Origin of the sequence: Gracilibacillus lacisalsi DSM 19029, assembly GCF_000377765.1 — a bacterium.
GTDB classification, from domain to species: Bacteria; Bacillota; Bacilli; order Bacillales; family Amphibacillaceae; genus Gracilibacillus; species Gracilibacillus lacisalsi.
On sequence record NZ_KB898672.1, the window covers coordinates 18,510 to 33,908 of the forward strand.

Below are 15,399 nucleotides of genomic sequence, written 5' to 3' on the forward strand. Positions count from 1 at the left end.
CCATTACTTGTCATCACTTTCTTTATTAGTTTTGAAAATTCGTTGTGCTTCTTGAATTTCATCTTTTACTTTGGCCATTTCTTCATCTAATTTAAACGCTGCTTCTGCAGCACGTTTTAGTCTTGACCTTACTTTTTCAGGTATTCTGCCTTCATATTTATAGTTAAGAGAATGCTCATTTGTCGCCCAAAAGTTCATGGCCAATGTACGAATCTGAATTTCAGCAATAATTTTTCGTTCCCCGTGAATCGTTTCTACTGGGTAAGATATAATTAAGTGATAAGAACGGTATCCACTTTCTTTCTTATGATTAATATAATCACGTTCTTCTATTACCTCAAAATCATTCCGTGACTTTAAACGGTCAACGATATCATATATATCATCAACAAATTGACAAACAACACGAACTCCTGCAATATCCTGTAATTCTTCTATATTATCCATATGTATATTTTTACGTTTCATTTTTTCTTTAATACTTGATACTGGCTTAACTCTAGCCGTCACAAATTCAATTGGTGAGTGGCTGGACTCATATTCAAATTGTGATCGCATCCCTTTCAGTTTTACCTTTAATTCTTCAACCACCTGTGCATAAGGTGCCAAGAAGTTTCTCCAATTCATGTCTTGCACCACCTATTGTTTACAATATCTGAGTTTATTTTATCATATATTCTGACAAAGAAGTAATCATTGCCATTTTCATTATTTTTGCTTTTTTGTCAGAAATCCTTCAAAATATAGAAAGCATGAAAGGATGAGTACAATGTCACAAGAAATTGAGATAGAATTTAAAAACCTTTTAACAAATGAAGAATACCAGCAATTAGTGAAACATTTTCATTCCTATCAGTTGACGGAAATGGAGCAGAAGAATCACTATTTTGAAACGGCTGATTTTCAATTAAAAAAGCATCATGCTGCTCTTCGAATCAGAGAAAAGCAGGGGACATTTCAGTTAACCTTAAAGCAGCCTAATCCAAATGGAGCTGGTTTGTTGGAGACTCATTGTCCTATAACACCGAATGAAGCACAACAATGGATCAACGGGCATATTATTGCAAAAGATGAAGTATCAAAAGCTCTACAAGCCATGCATATAAATATCCATGATTTAAAATACGGTGGGATGTTGAAGACAAATCGATTGGAATGCACGTATGATAATACCACCGTTGTCCTTGACCAAAGTCATTATAACGGTTATACCGACTTTGAATTAGAATTAGAAGCGGAAGATGAGCAACACGGTAAAACCGTCTTCCAACAACTTTTAACTGCTCACCAAATTCCGAAACGGAAAACTCCGAATAAAATTGAACGATTTTATCATACACTAAAGATATAGGAAACGCTTTCATTGCAAAACAAATATAACCTGCTATACTGTTCAATAACAGTTGAATACCTACTGCTAAAAGGATTAAACTACCAAAACACATAAGTTGCTAGTTCTATGTAAACACTGTTACAATATAGTAACATAAAGAGAGAACTATTTAGTAACATGAGATGAAAGGTTTGGAGGAATATGAGAGAAGAAGCGCGCTCCATCTATGAAGCAATTGGTGGACAGGAAAAAATTGATGAATTAGTTGAGGCTTTTTACGCACGAGTGTCTAAACATCCTGATCTAATTCCAATTTTTCCAGATGACTTTACTGAAGTCGCGAGGAAACAAAAGCAATTTTTGACTCAATTTTTTGGCGGTCCACCGTTATATATACAAGAACATGGGCATCCTATGATGAGAAAGCGCCATTTACGCTTTCCGATTACTCCGACAAGGAGAGACGCTTGGCTTTCCTGCATGGAGGGTGCACTAGAAGAAGCAAATATTGAGGAACCATTTCGAAGTGCAATGTTTGATCGGCTCACTCTTACAGCCAATCACATGATGAATACGCCTGAAGAGAAAGGAGAATCATTGTGAATTGGAATTCTGCCGGATCTTGGCAACCGCAAGATCGCAACCAAACTGCGCATTATCACTTTATTGATGTCTTAAAGAAACCAATTGAAATATATGTGTTTATTGATCCACTTTGCCCGGAATGCTGGTCTCTTGAGCCATATTTAAAGAAACTTACCATTGAATATGGGCGTTTTTTCACTATAAGAACAGTACTGAGCGGACAACTAACAAATTTGCATAAAGACAAATTTGAAAAACCACGAAAATTAAAAGATATCTGGGAAAAAACCGCAAGTCGTACCGGCATGAGTTGTGATGGTGATCTCTGGATCGAAAACCCAATTCATTATCCATGGCTCGCTTCCATTGCTATAAAATCCGCTGAGTTACAAGGAAAAAAAGCGGGCAGACGTTTTTTACGAAAATTGCAAGAGCTTGCCTTTTTAGATAAACAAGATATTTCTCAGGAAGAAGTATTATTGAGTTGTGCTAGAAAGGTTCATCTCGATATTGAAGAATTTCGCGAAGACCTTTGTTCCAAATCGTCTAAAAAAGCATTGCAATGTGATTTGAAACTTACCAAAGAAATGGACGTTGAATATATTCCTACTATGGTTTTCTTTAATGAGTCAGAAGACGATGCGGGCTTAAAAATTTCTGGTATTTATCCCTATGAAATTTATGTCAAAGTTCTCAAACAAATGCTTCAAAAAGAACCACTTCCAGCGAAGAAACCTAAATTGTTGGATTTCGTATCACACTATGATTTTGTTGGAACAAAAGAAATAGCAGTTGTCTATGATTGGTCCATGGAAAAAGCTGAAAAAGAAATGAAAAAGTTACAACTGAAGCAACTAGTTGAAAAAGTACCTGTAAAGTTTGGCTACTTTTGGAAATATGCGAAATAGCAAAGAGGACATGTTACGTAACATGTCCTCTTCTGCTTTACCTATTACTAGATAAGGGATGGGAGAAAGTTTCAGGTCAAACAAAGGGGTTGTTTGTTTTACCTTATCTTTACTATACCAAGCGTGAAGCCGGATGACAATAGGTTTGTGCACAAATTCACAAAAGTTTCACACTTCCAGATTACAGTGTATGTTACGATATATTGGTGCATTTATCAGTCACTTTTCTATCCTTATCAGTCACTTTTAATTGTTTATCAGTCACTTTACGAAAATCTAAAGAATAATATCCATTTTTATTAGCTCCTCTTCGTTCGAACCCTGCTCGGACTAACATTTTTCTGATGGCATCAGCAGATTGAACTAATAAAAAATCTCTTGCAAGTCGGTTGGTTACTTTATTTCCGCTTAACAAGGCAAGATGAAATAATGGTCGCAGATGTGCATCGTCACTACGTTTATCGCAATGAGGACATTGCCACCGATAACGTTCTCGTTTCATCGCAAAACGTCCACACGTTATACATGGTACACCTTTTTTCAAATCGTTCCATGAAAGCCCATGTTTTTCCATTAGATTGATCTGATCCTCCACATGACCACTTTTGAGATAATTAACAAGATCCTCTTGTTGGTTTGAACTTATACTATTAACATAATGTTGATCCATTTTCTGAATATATAAAGGAAGTGCTTGACTAGTTAGAATTCGATCTTTATGAGGATAGTTAACTATTTCTAACTTTCCATTAGAATTTGTGAATACACAAACAGTATGAATCGGTGGAATAGGGTGAGGGAAATGATGCAAATATTGCATTAACTGTATTTTTTGTAGTTGAACTTGTAAAATGGGATCCGGGAAAATATCGATCTGTTCCTCCTTGTAACGGTGAAGTTGGTGGGAATGAGAATCAAAATGAATAATTCCAGACATATTTTTTACTTCAATGATTAATATATATTTAAGAGAGACTAATATTCTATCCATCTGAAAATAGTCATGATGTTTTAGTCGTAAACCTTTTATTAACTGTTTGCCATGGAGTCCACTCACACGAAAATAATAATCAAGAGAATCTTCTCCAAACAACCCTGATTGATATTTGCGGAATTGGCTATGTATGTCGGCATATTGAGGATGACGCGGATTAAGTCGTTCCAGTAATGCCTGATAGCTGGATAGTTTCATCAATTCACTCCTTTAAAGGTGGTGTCGTAATGAAAGTATTACTTTTCGTTCTACCGGTATTTGCGTTTATACTTAATATTTTTGGATTAATGCGAATGATTCCACTCTATTTCACTGTGCCACTATTATTTGTTACGATTTATATGACCATTTACTTTTGGCGAGACAGAAAACAATTCAAAGGATTTAAAAAGGCCACCAGATAAGAGTGGCCTTTTATAAAATTTGAGTATTTGTCTATAGCACTAGGCGACTTCATGAATCGTCCTACGATAAAGAAGTCTTTCAGATTGATGATCAAGTAGTTAATATTATTCCATAATAACCACTAGTGGAAACGTATATCTGAGCATTTAGTGATTAAGACTGAGTGAATTTTGCTCCGTTTTTCTTAATACCTATTTAATTAACCTGATCTAATAATTTTTCCATTTCCTCAAGCTTTTGCTCAAATACCTTTAATGCATTAGTAACAGGAGTTTTTTCGGTCATGTCTACACCTGCTTTTTTAAGCACTTCGATTGGATAGTCGCTGCTTCCTGCTTTCAAGTAACCGAGATAACGTTCTACTGCTGGTTCCTTATCTTCTAATATTTGAGCAGCTAATGATTGGGCAGCTGCATAACCTGTTGCATATTGATAGACATAATAGTTGTAGTAGAAATGTGGGATACGTGACCATTCTAAACCAATTTCTTCATCTACTACTAGGTCATCACCAAAGTATTTTTTATTTAAATCATAGTATAGTTCTGTTAAACGGTCAGCTGTTAATGCTTCCCCGTCCTGGGCTAACACATGTATGTTATGCTCAAATTCGGCAAACATCGTCTGTCTGAACACTGTACCACGGAATCCTTCTAAAAAGTGATTAAGCAAGAATAATTTTTCTTTCGGATCATCCGTTTTTTCCACTAAGTAATTATTCAATAATGCTTCATTACAAGTAGATGCTACCTCTGCAACGAAAATGGAGTAGTTTCCATAACGATATGGTTGGTGTTTATGTGTGTAATAGCTGTGCATCGAGTGACCTAATTCATGTGCCAATGTAAATAAGTTATTTAAATTGTCCTGCCAGTTCATAAGAATGTATGGATTGGTACTGTAGGAACCAGAAGAATACGCTCCACTACGCTTCCCTTTGTTCTCCTCAACATCAATCCAGCGTTCATTGAATGCCCTTTGCATGACATTTAAATAATCATCACCTAAAGGTTTAAGTGCTTCTGTCACCGTTTCTTGTGCTTGCTCATAAGTAAAGGACATGTCAACATCTTTTACTAATGGTGTATACAGGTCATACATGTGCAATTCCTCTACATCTAACACTTTTTTCCGCAAAGCTACATATCGCTGAAGTAATGGTAATCCATCATGAATCGCTTCAATGAGGTTATCATATACTTTTTCTGGGATATTATTTTTGTTTAAAGCAGCTTGTCTTGCTGAATCATAGTTGCGGATTTTCGCATAGAAATTATCCTTTTTGACAACACCTTGTAAGGTTGAAGCGAACGTGTTCCTCAAGCTCCCATATGTTTCATACATTGCTTTGAAGGCATCACGGCGCACACGTTGATCCTTTGATTCAAGAAAATTAATATAGCGGCCATGTGTTAAATCTACTTCATTTCCTTGCTCATCGGTTACAGCTGGAAAGGTTAAATCAGCATTGTTAAGCATACTGAAAGTTTGAGATGGGTTATCTGTTACTTCAGATGCTTCGGCTAATAGCGCTTCTTCTTTTTCTGATAAAACATGTGGACGCTGACGATTAATTTCATCTAAAGTATGCTTATATAAAGCTAAATCTTCATGCTCTTTAAGATATTGCTCTAATGTCTGCTCGTCCAACTTTAAGATCTCTGGCGTTATAAAACTCATTTTACTGGAAGCCTGTGTAATCAAGTTCTCTGCTTTTCCGTTCATCGCTTGATAGAATGAGTTAGTCGTATCCTGATCATAACGCATATGTGCGTATGTATAAAGTTTGCTCAAACGATCTGATACTTCATCTTGCAATTGTAACAATTGATATACTTTCTCTGCGCCATCGTTTAATGTTCCTTGAAATGCTTCAAATTTAGGTAATAATGCTTGTACCTCTTGCCATTCCTTGTCCCATTCATCATCTGTCGCAAAAATATCTTCTAATTTCCATGTTAACTCTTCTGCTATTTCCTCACGTTTCGGTAGTGATTTCTGAGCCTTTGCCATTTGAATTCCTCCTTCTTTTGCTCTTGTGTCTTATTATAACTTATTTACGTATTGTTCATACAGTAGTACGATTTACTTGGTATTTGGTTTCAGAGACCTCCTTTAAAATACCTATACGCACTAATAGCTGTAAATATTCACAAACTGGATGATTTTTAGATTGAATTAACGGAAAATGATCAAAGGAATGGTAATGTTCACGGAGAAGATGCATCGCTAAATCGATTGTGAAAAACTCTTTTTTTAAGAAAAGGTCAATGTAGAGTCTTGATTGCCATATCCATGGAGGACTTTTCATTCGAAATTGAGTAGTAACAGGAAGATAGATGAAGGAAGGTAAGGTTTGCACATTTAATTGATGAAGATATAACCATTGTCGCCAATTCATCTCTTCTCGCTGATAAGGAGGTACTGGGCGATTACGCCATTGATGCTTCTGTTGTTGCCAATATTTGCGGAATAAATTTTTATGGCGATATCTTGGTTGAAATAGATCATGCCATCTAAGTGAAGTTAACTTGGATATATGCATGGCCCCAAATGTGTTTGTTTTTGATAAAAAAATCATATCTTGATAAATGATCAAACGTTTAGTTTCGGAACAGTAATAAAATAAGCTTAGTGGTAATAATGGATGGAATTGATGTAGGAAAGCTTGATCATTGGAAGGAATGTTAAGAGAATGCGCTCCTTTTCTCTTTAATTTATTGGCTCCGAGGATCCAAATAGGAATAACACCTATGGAACGGTAACCTGCTGTTCTACGACAGAATTCCTGTATCGAAATCGGAGCACATTGATACTCAATCGCAATTTTTTTCTTTTTCACCTCCAAGAAAATATCAGCTCTTTGCTTAATGTCTGGGAAATAATGCTCTAATGTTGCTTGATAGCCTTGCACATGTAGCCACAAATAAATATCCTTTTTTCCATTTTCATGATAACTGCCTTCTCCAGAAAGGTTGCAATTACTTTTCCTATGGTGAGCGAAATGCGGCGTATTCTTCATCCCAGCTTTAATCATTAGTGGCTCATGACAAGCTGGACAGAAAAACTTCTCCTTTCTCTTTTGGTTAATTTGATCACGATTCATCTTCCAAATTGGTACAAGCTCACCAGATTGATTGACTGCTTGCAACATAAAAAAATCACCTCCATGTAATTATAATTCTACAAAGAGGTGATTATTCCTGCATATTAAGCTTTTCCTGGTATCGAATTTTTGATAAAGAATGCTAAAACAAACCCTGCAATCGAGATAATACCTGCAACCATAAATGAAACATTGACACCATGGACCATTCCTGCTAAACCATCAGCAGGGATTGCTTGATTCATCATGACGGAAACGAGCAATGCTGTTCCAAGTGCACCTGACATTTGACGCATCGTATTATTCATCGCTGTACCATGCGGAATAACATTGGTTGGTAATTGGTTCAATCCGGCTGTCGTTACTGGCATCATTACCATTGAGATACCAAACATTCTCACAGCATTCACTGTTGCAATATAAGCAAAACTTGTCTCTGTTGTTAATACAGCTAGTAAAAAAGTGGTAATCGTTAGTAATCCTAATCCGATCACAGCAAGCCATTTTCCACCAAAACGGTCGAACAGACGTCCAGTGACTGGGTTCATTAACCCCATTAAAACAGCTCCCGGTAACAATGCTAATCCTGACTCAAGGGCTGTGAATCCTAGGTAATCCTGCATCATAATTGGTAGTATTATGGCCCCACCAATCATGGCTAGAAAGGAGATCATGCCGATAACAGTAGTTAAACTGAACATGCTATACTTAAATATCCGAAATTCCAGAATCGGTTTCTCCAACTTGAACTGACGGCGGATAAAGAAATATAACGTAACCGCTCCTACTACTAATGGTATCAGTACCATTCCACTTAACCAACCATGATTAACATCTCCGGCCATACTAAATCCATATAGAATGCCACCAAAACCTAGAGTTGATAGGATGATTGAAACTATATCTACTTTCGGGAATGTTTGCTTTGTTACGTTAACTAAAATTTTATTTGCAACAATCAAATCTATTATAGCGATCGGTAATACGACGTAGAATAAGCTTCTCCACGGAAAAGTTTCCACTAACCAACCTGATAATGTTGGTCCAATTGCTGGTGCAAACGCAATAACCATCCCAAATAGACCCATCGCGGTTCCGCGCTTTTCAATTGGGAAAATTAAAAACATGATCGTCTGCATTAATGGCATCATAATACCTGCACCAGCTGCTTGCAATACTCTCCCAATCATCAAAACAGAAAAGCCAGGAGCTACTGCTGCTACCAAAGTACCTACAGCGAAACTTCCCATTGCTGTTAAAAATAACGCTCTAGTTGTAAAACGTTCAATTAAAAATGCTGTAACAGGAATCATAATCCCGTTTACAAGCATAAAAATCGATTGTAACCACTGAGCAGTAGCCGCATCGATTTCTAAATCTTCCATAATATGAGGTAATGCTGTTCCAAGTAATGTTTGGTTTAATATTGCGACAAATGCACCTGACATTAAAACAATCATCAACGGCGTTCGTTTTATCTCTATATCGTTGTTCATACTCTTCCTTCTTTCTATTTTTTACATACAGCATATATCATAACATAATTTATTTCGAAATACGAAATACTTTACAACATTTTTTATTTTTTCACTTCAATATTTATTAGTATGTACTAGATAGAGCCTTATTATTTTTAATTGTTTTTAACAAGAAAAACCGGCTAACTCCGCCGGTCCTTTATTACTTTAGTAGTAATATTGAAATATTTGAACAGCTTGACCACCGCTCCGGCTGCCCCCTTCCCTTTCCGTGGGGTTTGCCCTTCAGCTAACTTTTTCGAGCCAAAACCGCTCGAAAAAGTGGATCTTCAGGTCAAACGATTCCCACAGGAGTGGAAGGGGGCGGCCGTCGCTAAAATATGTTCAACAACTTCTGGCAAAATTGGCAACTTGAGTTATTATCCCAGTGGTGTTAATTCCAATATGGCTTGCTATCCTTGCTTTTTAGAAAAGTTTTGAATCAACCTTTTTCATTCTTTTTTACTTATAAAAAATGTGATACCAATGGTAATATACTTTCTGGTCTTATAAAAAAGAAAAAAACTAAGCATCATACTGACACTTAGTTTAACGTGCAAAATGTTCACTAACTTGTTCCAGTGCATCTTCTTCAAAGATCACTTTACCGTATTCCTCTACAACGAATACTGTTAGCGTTGATTCTTGACCATATTCTAAAATTTGACTAATTAAGTCCTCTTGCTCATCATCTGTCAAATAATCTTCATCAAATCGAGTAATCAACATGTATTGATTGTTATAATAATATAACTCATCTCGCATTCCAATGGACGATTCGAAAACGTGGCTTAATTGAATAATATCTTCTAACTCTTTAAAGTTGACTACTACAACAAAATCCTGACCATATTGGTGTTCCATTTCTGGCATTTCTTTCTCAGTTGGACCGAACTTCTCTTCTAGAAGAGATTCAATCTTATCATCAACTGGCATATCAATGGTTTTTCCAGACTCTGTTGGTAACTGCAAGTTTTGGCCATCTTTCGAAATTTGCGCTTTTGTTACCACAATTTCCAGACCTTTTTCCAGTGCTTGCACTTGGATCCATAATGGACCATCGATTTGGAAGTCCTCTTCGTTATAATTGACTTCATCCATCACTTGCCAAAAAAGTTGTTCACTCTTCTCACGATTATACCAAATTTCTTCTCGATCAAAGCCACGGTCTTCGATATCCATGTAGGAGATGTAAAATTTAATTGTATTTTCGTTAATTCTTTCTATTTCCATCCTGTAACTCTCCCTTCTTGATAAGTGATTGGGTTGGAAGGGATCACTGTTCATCTATCTAAACCCTTATTAACACAAATACCCTTTTGGTCATCCTATCTTATTAAGAAAAGCGCAAAGTGCCCGGTTAGAAACGTAGTGGCTGGATCGAATCAATTGAGATCAAGGAATCACGGTGAGTTTACGAACCGCTGATAACTTGTCGTAGGACGATTCGTGAAGTCGTCTAGTTTCTGGGCATTCGGAGCGAGACAGCCTCCCAATTTTTATACTTTCCTTTTTAAAAGGATGTTACCTCTATTGTATGATAATTACTCCTTATTTGAAAACATAAAAACCTAAAAAATTAAAATTGGACCTGAAACATTGTATTAATTATAGATTGTAGCTTATTATACCCTATTTGTCACTAGTTAATTGCTTCAATTTCGGAAAAAGCACATTACAATTTATTAACAACTGCTTTAATAAAAAAGCAGATCTCAAAAATAAGATCTGCTTTTCCTTTTAGTTTACCATTCTTTGTGCTTCTCTTAATTGGAATGTACGTACTGTACGTGGTAAGAAGCGACGAATTTCGTCTTCGTTGTATCCAACTTGTAGTCTTTTCTCATCTAGAATAATTGGTCTTCTCAATAATCCAGGATTATCTTGAATCAATTGGAATAAATCTTTTAATGGAAGCTGATCCAAGTTTACATTTAATTTCTGGAATACTTTAGAACGAGTAGAAATGATCTCATCTGTTCCGTCTTCCGTCATTCTTAAGATTTCTTTAATCTCATCAAGCGTTAATGGTTCTGAGAAAATGTTGCGTTCTGTAAATGGAATATCGTGTTCCTCTAACCATGCTTTCGCTTTACGACATGATGTACAACTTGGCGAGGTATAAAGTGTTACCATGTAACTTCACTCCTCAAAATGAATTAATTTATTAATATTTAGATGCTTGTCACTTACACCTTTTATTACTTTAAAATGAGTTTAATCTATCATCTATGTACTAAGTATACTATATCTTGTAGTGGAATGATAGGGGGTTATGTGTTTTTCTTCACTTTTTACATATCTTTACCTTTACCAAAAGTATTCCCTTACCGTTCCTCCCTAAACACCATTTTAAAACTTTATTTATTTTTTTCTTCTTGTTGTTTATCTAATACATCAAAAATATCAGTCGCTTCCCGGTCATCATCATAGGTTAACACTTCATCAACAGGCTGATAGGACTTTCCGTAAATTTCTTCATCCTTATAAGTATGAATATCTTCGTACATCCGTTTCATTTGCTCATAAATTTCTTCTTCATTTTCTCCAGTTGGTGACCAATATAAAATTTCTAATGAATTAGCCTCATCAGTTGCCAAGGACTTTCTTGTATAACCAATGGAAACCGCATGTTTAAACCCTTCTCGTTGATAGAAGCGTAATCGCTTAGTTGAATCACTATCTTGATAATCATAAGGTTCGACTTCTAAAATAATCGGTTTATTTTTTTCCTTTAGCTTTTCGATAAGCTTATGGCCAATTCCCTGTCCACGTGATTCTGTCGAAACATAGACATAGTCAATAAAAAGAAAAGTAGGAAACTCAGCATACATTAATACGTGATGTGGTCCTTCATCTTTATAATAAACATCTCCTTTTTCTTTTAATAGCAATTCCATATGTTGTTTTGACTTCATTTCCTCTACAGGGAAATATTGCTTTAATTTCTCGTACCAGTTCATAAACTAATCTCCCCTTCAATAGTCTCATTCCTTAATGCATAGAATCACTTTCATTATACCCTCTTTTGCTATAATTAATCGCAAAAAAGAACATTCTATCCATTCCACTCAATAGAAAAGACCTCACATTAGTGAGGTTAATCTAATGGTGTATAATCGACTCCTTCAGTATATGAATTCCCAGCATTCCAAATTAGAAATTCATCGATACCATTCTCATTTAAAGCTTTTATCTGTGCTTCCACCTCTTCCACCCCATACTGGAAGGTTGGACCACTATAGAGCCAAGGAGCTTCGAAATCTTGAATCCATGGTCTAGATACAGGTGGATTATCTAGTGCACCTAACACTTCATTTTCCACTTTGGCATATTCATTGACAAGTTTGTATGGTTCTTGATCCGGTTTATCAATACCAAAATAAGGTGTCCAATGACTAGGATAAATCATCGATGAAATTATATCGACATTATCTGCAATTCTAGAGAAGTTTTGGCCAATACCTGGTGTTTCTTCCAGTGTTGCCGCATAACCAAATATGTCAACTGATACATCAACATTATAGGATTCTAATTCTTTCTTCGCATAGGCAACAAAATCTGTCACAGCTTCTACTCTTTTTTTAATTTCGTCCAGTTCAACATCTTTATAATCACCTTGATCATATTCTAATTCCTTATCACGCTTTTCAAAGCCTTCTGGGAAACGAACATAATCAAATTGGATTTCTTTAAAGCCAAGTTCTGCTGCCATTTTGGCGATCTCAATATTATATTCCCACACTTCTTGTTGAAAGGGGCTTACAAAGGATTCTTTTTTACCATTTTCCCAAACTTCGCCATTTTTTGTGAATGACAAATCTGGTCTTGCTTTTGCTAAAACAGAATCTTTAAATACAACAACACGCGCAATTGGGTAGATGCCTTCCTCTTCAAGTGTTTTTAAGACTTCTTTTGGATCACTCATAAAATTTTGAGCAACTCCCTCATAAGGCAACTCTTCCTCGGGTTGATACGTAAGATACCCATGATCTTCTTTAATGTCGATTACCATCGAATTTAGATCGGTTGAATCAATAAGATCCAATAATTCCTCGAAACGGCTACCACCAGCAGAATGTCCGGTTACATAGATGCCTCTAACCGCGTCTGGATATTCAAATTGTAAATCAGATACAAACGAAAATCTTGCTAATGCTTCTGGTAATTCGTGAATAAATAACTCTGTTTCCTTCTTCTTATGAGCTTGCGCTTGCAGTGTATCTCCTTCTTCTTCAGCGCTTACTGTTGTTGTGATTGCCACTAACATAATAAGCATTGCAATCATCATGCTGACTGACCATTTTATGTACTTACGCATATACCATCAAACTCCTACAGCTAAATTTATGTATATCTCTATTATATAGAATTTCTGTCCTCTTTTGTTAATATTCGTAGTAAAACTTTTTAAAATGATGGAATTTGGTTCTTTTATCTTAATCTTACTTTAAAATAACGGTAAATAGACCTAGACTTTGTTGATTCACTTGGCGATGATTGAGAGGAAAGCAAACCCAGAGACACTAGTCACTGGGCACTGGTCCAAATGATTAAGCTTTTCCTATTGATTGCCTTGGAACGCTTTATATACTTCTTCGGTACATAATAACCAATGACCTTGTTTCACTTCTCTAAATTTAGCATTGTCCGCATCATGTTGTGCGGGATCATAAATCTTCCGCTCACGTGTACGCTCAAAATCCGGATCGGGTAATGGAATCGCTGATAACAGGGAGCGTGTGTATGGGTGTAATGGATTTTTGTATAACTCATTACTGTCTGCAAGCTCTACTATTTTACCAGCATACATTACTGCAATACGGTCACTAATATATTTAACCATCGAAAGGTCATGCGCAATGAAAAGATATGTGAGCCCATGTTTCTCCTGCAATTCTTTCATTAAGTTAACTACTTGAGCCTGGATTGAAACATCCAACGCAGAAATTGGTTCATCAGCAATAATAAATTCAGGATCAACGGCTAGTGCTCTTGCAATGCCGATACGCTGACGTTGCCCTCCACTGAACTCATGAGGATATCGAGTCGCATGTTCTTTATTTAAACCAACAGTATCTAAAAGTTCTTCTACTCGCATTGTTTTTTTTGCTTCATCTTTAATTAATCCATGAATTTCAATACCTTCTAAAATAATTTCTTTTACCGTCATCCTTGGATTCAAGGATGCGTATGGATCTTGAAAAATCATTTGCATTTGACGGTTAAATTGCTTCAAATCTTTCTTTGACTTGCGTCCATGAACATCGATACCATTAAATTTTACTTCACCACTTGTTGCATTATATAAGCGTATGATCGTTCTTCCAGTTGTTGATTTTCCGCAACCAGACTCTCCAACTAAACCAAATGTTTCCCCACGATAGATGTCGAAACTGACACCATCTACTGCTTTAACAATACGCTTTCTTCCTGCTTGGAAATATTGTTTTAAATTTTTCACTTCGACAATCTTTTCTTTATTCATCATCGATTCTCCTTCCCAGCAGAAAGGTTCCCTTTTGCGATACCTTTCATTCGCTTTTTCACTGCTTCAGAAGGTTCCACATCAGGTGCATCACCATGTAGTAACCATGTTGCCGCATAATGGGTATCTGACACCTTAAACATCGGCGGTTCTTCTTCCAAGTCAATTTGCAGAGCATATTCATTACGAGCGGCAAATGCATCCCCTTTTGGCGGATTGATTAAATCCGGTGGCGTACCAGGTATTGCCATTAATTTCTCGTCATCACTATCTACTGTTGGCATCGAACCAAGTAACCCCCATGTATAAGGGTGTTTAGGATGATAGAAAATATCATCGACTGTTCCTATTTCCACAATTTTACCTGCATACATAACCGCTACACGATCCGCTACATTGGCTACTACTCCTAAATCATGTGTAATAAATATAATAGACGTTTCCATTTTCCTTTGTATCTCTTTCATAAGTTCTAAAATTTGTGCTTGAATTGTTACATCAAGTGCTGTTGTCGGTTCATCTGCAAGCAATACTTTTGGATTACAGGCAAGTGCAATTGCAATCACAACCCGTTGTCTCATACCACCTGAGAATTGATGTGGGTACTGATTCATACGGCTAGCTGGATCGGGAATTCCTACTAATTCCAACAATTCAACAGCACGATTACGAGCTTCTGATTTCGATAACTTCTGATGTAAAATCAAACTTTCCATAATCTGTTTTCCAATTTTCATCGTTGGGTTTAAGGATGTCATCGGATCCTGAAAAATCATTGATATATCCTTCCCCCGTATTTTCTGCATCTCTTTATCAGAAAGTTTTGTTAAATCTTTTCCCTCAAATAGAATTTCACCTTCGGGAATGTGACCAGCTGGCTTCGTAACAAGTCCCATCAAAGCTTTAACTGTTACGGATTTACCAGAACCTGATTCGCCGACAATTGCCAGTGTTTCACCTTTTTCTAGTGTGAAATCCACACCTCTTACCGCTTGAACAGTACCTCCATAGGTATCAAAAAACACATGTAAATGACGAACATCTAAAATGGGATCCATATTCT

The 15,399-nt window shown here is 36.3% G+C and carries 15 protein-coding genes; 4 read left to right on the top strand and 11 right to left on the bottom strand.

All coding sequences use genetic code 11. From position 1 onward, the window contains the following. Nucleotides 1–3 precede the first annotated feature (3 nt). Nucleotides 4–627, bottom strand: coding sequence for a GTP diphosphokinase (yjbM, locus tag D569_RS0115440; protein WP_018933327.1), 624 nt, complete (start codon nt 625–627; stop codon nt 4–6). A 142-nt stretch (nt 628–769) separates the two neighbouring features. Here yjbM and D569_RS0115445 point away from each other — a divergent pair, with 142 nt between their 5' ends. From D569_RS0115445 to D569_RS0115455, 3 genes are all read left to right on the top strand, one after another. Beyond that, nucleotides 770–1,351 (top strand): CYTH domain-containing protein, encoded by a 582-nt coding sequence (locus tag D569_RS0115445; protein ID WP_018933328.1) that lies wholly within the window; start codon nt 770–772, stop codon nt 1,349–1,351. A gap of 183 nt (nt 1,352–1,534) precedes the next feature. After that, nucleotides 1,535–1,936 (top strand): globin domain-containing protein, encoded by a 402-nt coding sequence (locus D569_RS0115450; RefSeq protein ID WP_018933329.1) that lies wholly within the window; start codon nt 1,535–1,537, stop codon nt 1,934–1,936. After that, nucleotides 1,933–2,826 carry a ClpXP adapter SpxH family protein gene (locus tag D569_RS0115455; protein WP_018933330.1) on the top strand — a complete coding sequence of 298 codons (894 nt, stop codon included), beginning with the start codon at nt 1,933–1,935 and terminating at the stop codon, nt 2,824–2,826. Before D569_RS0115450 ends, D569_RS0115455 begins: the two co-directional genes overlap by 4 nt. A 193-nt stretch (nt 2,827–3,019) precedes the next feature. On the opposite strand, the gene D569_RS0115460 is transcribed toward D569_RS0115455, so the two are convergent. After that, entirely contained in the window at nt 3,020–4,018 is a 999-nt protein-coding gene (locus D569_RS0115460; protein WP_018933331.1) for a nuclease-related domain-containing protein, read from the bottom strand. Nucleotides 4,019–4,047: 29 nt separating this feature from the next. On the opposite strand from D569_RS0115460, the gene D569_RS24650 reads away from it, so the two are divergent. Next, nucleotides 4,048–4,224, top strand: coding sequence for a hypothetical protein (locus D569_RS24650; protein WP_018933332.1), 177 nt, complete (start codon nt 4,048–4,050; stop codon nt 4,222–4,224). Nucleotides 4,225–4,420: 196 nt separating this feature from the next. Here the strand turns inward: D569_RS24650 and pepF are convergent, their stop codons facing one another. From pepF to D569_RS0115510, 9 genes are all read right to left on the bottom strand, one after another. Beyond that, nucleotides 4,421–6,238: an oligoendopeptidase F gene (pepF, locus tag D569_RS0115470; protein ID WP_018933333.1), complete on the bottom strand. Its 1,818-nt coding sequence runs from the start codon at nt 6,236–6,238 to the stop codon at nt 4,421–4,423. A gap of 55 nt (nt 6,239–6,293) precedes the next feature. Next, nucleotides 6,294–7,379 (bottom strand): competence protein CoiA, encoded by a 1,086-nt coding sequence (locus tag D569_RS0115475; RefSeq protein ID WP_018933334.1) that lies wholly within the window; start codon nt 7,377–7,379, stop codon nt 6,294–6,296. A gap of 56 nt (nt 7,380–7,435) precedes the next feature. Further along, nucleotides 7,436–8,827 (bottom strand): MDR family MFS transporter, encoded by a 1,392-nt coding sequence (locus D569_RS0115480; RefSeq protein ID WP_018933335.1) that lies wholly within the window; start codon nt 8,825–8,827, stop codon nt 7,436–7,438. A 570-nt stretch (nt 8,828–9,397) separates the two neighbouring features. After that, on the bottom strand, nt 9,398–10,081 hold the full coding sequence (mecA, locus tag D569_RS0115485) for an adaptor protein MecA (protein ID WP_018933336.1): 684 nt from the start codon (nt 10,079–10,081) through the stop codon (nt 9,398–9,400). Between the two features lie 507 nt (nt 10,082–10,588). Continuing rightward, on the bottom strand, nt 10,589–10,984 hold the full coding sequence (spxA, locus tag D569_RS0115490; RefSeq protein ID WP_018933337.1) for a transcriptional regulator SpxA: 396 nt from the start codon (nt 10,982–10,984) through the stop codon (nt 10,589–10,591). Nucleotides 10,985–11,208: 224 nt separating this feature from the next. Continuing rightward, the gene (locus tag D569_RS0115495) at nt 11,209–11,811 is read right to left on the bottom strand and encodes a GNAT family N-acetyltransferase (RefSeq protein ID WP_018933338.1); all 603 of its coding nucleotides are present in this window, start codon (nt 11,809–11,811) and stop codon (nt 11,209–11,211) included. Nucleotides 11,812–11,948: 137 nt separating this feature from the next. Beyond that, complete coding sequence (locus D569_RS0115500; protein WP_018933339.1) at nt 11,949–13,169, bottom strand: putative glycoside hydrolase; 1,221 nt, start codon at nt 13,167–13,169, stop codon at nt 11,949–11,951. A 243-nt stretch (nt 13,170–13,412) separates the two neighbouring features. Continuing rightward, nucleotides 13,413–14,336, bottom strand: a complete 924-nt coding sequence (locus tag D569_RS0115505; RefSeq protein WP_018933340.1) for an ABC transporter ATP-binding protein — start codon at nt 14,334–14,336, stop codon at nt 13,413–13,415. Next, nucleotides 14,336–15,394, bottom strand: coding sequence for an ABC transporter ATP-binding protein (locus tag D569_RS0115510; RefSeq protein WP_018933341.1), 1,059 nt, complete (start codon nt 15,392–15,394; stop codon nt 14,336–14,338). Before D569_RS0115510 ends, D569_RS0115505 begins: the two co-directional genes overlap by 1 nt. Between the last annotated feature and the right edge of the window lie 5 nt (nt 15,395–15,399).

Coding starts and splice junctions, on each gene's coding strand:
- yjbM (WP_018933327.1), bottom strand. CDS start 627: ATGAATTGGAGAAACTTCTTGGCACCTTATGCACAGGTGGTTGAAGAA.
- D569_RS0115445 (WP_018933328.1), top strand. CDS start 770: ATGTCACAAGAAATTGAGATAGAATTTAAAAACCTTTTAACAAATGAA.
- D569_RS0115450 (WP_018933329.1), top strand. CDS start 1,535: ATGAGAGAAGAAGCGCGCTCCATCTATGAAGCAATTGGTGGACAGGAA.
- D569_RS0115460 (WP_018933331.1), bottom strand. CDS start 4,018: ATGAAACTATCCAGCTATCAGGCATTACTGGAACGACTTAATCCGCGT.
- D569_RS24650 (WP_018933332.1), top strand. CDS start 4,048: ATGAAAGTATTACTTTTCGTTCTACCGGTATTTGCGTTTATACTTAAT.
- pepF (WP_018933333.1), bottom strand. CDS start 6,238: ATGGCAAAGGCTCAGAAATCACTACCGAAACGTGAGGAAATAGCAGAA.
- D569_RS0115475 (WP_018933334.1), bottom strand. CDS start 7,379: ATGTTGCAAGCAGTCAATCAATCTGGTGAGCTTGTACCAATTTGGAAG.
- D569_RS0115480 (WP_018933335.1), bottom strand. CDS start 8,827: ATGAACAACGATATAGAGATAAAACGAACGCCGTTGATGATTGTTTTA.
- mecA (WP_018933336.1), bottom strand. CDS start 10,081: ATGGAAATAGAAAGAATTAACGAAAATACAATTAAATTTTACATCTCC.
- spxA (WP_018933337.1), bottom strand. CDS start 10,984: ATGGTAACACTTTATACCTCGCCAAGTTGTACATCATGTCGTAAAGCG.
- D569_RS0115495 (WP_018933338.1), bottom strand. CDS start 11,811: ATGAACTGGTACGAGAAATTAAAGCAATATTTCCCTGTAGAGGAAATG.
- D569_RS0115500 (WP_018933339.1), bottom strand. CDS start 13,169: ATGCGTAAGTACATAAAATGGTCAGTCAGCATGATGATTGCAATGCTT.
- D569_RS0115505 (WP_018933340.1), bottom strand. CDS start 14,336: ATGAATAAAGAAAAGATTGTCGAAGTGAAAAATTTAAAACAATATTTC.
- D569_RS0115510 (WP_018933341.1), bottom strand. CDS start 15,394: ATGGATCCCATTTTAGATGTTCGTCATTTACATGTGTTTTTTGATACC.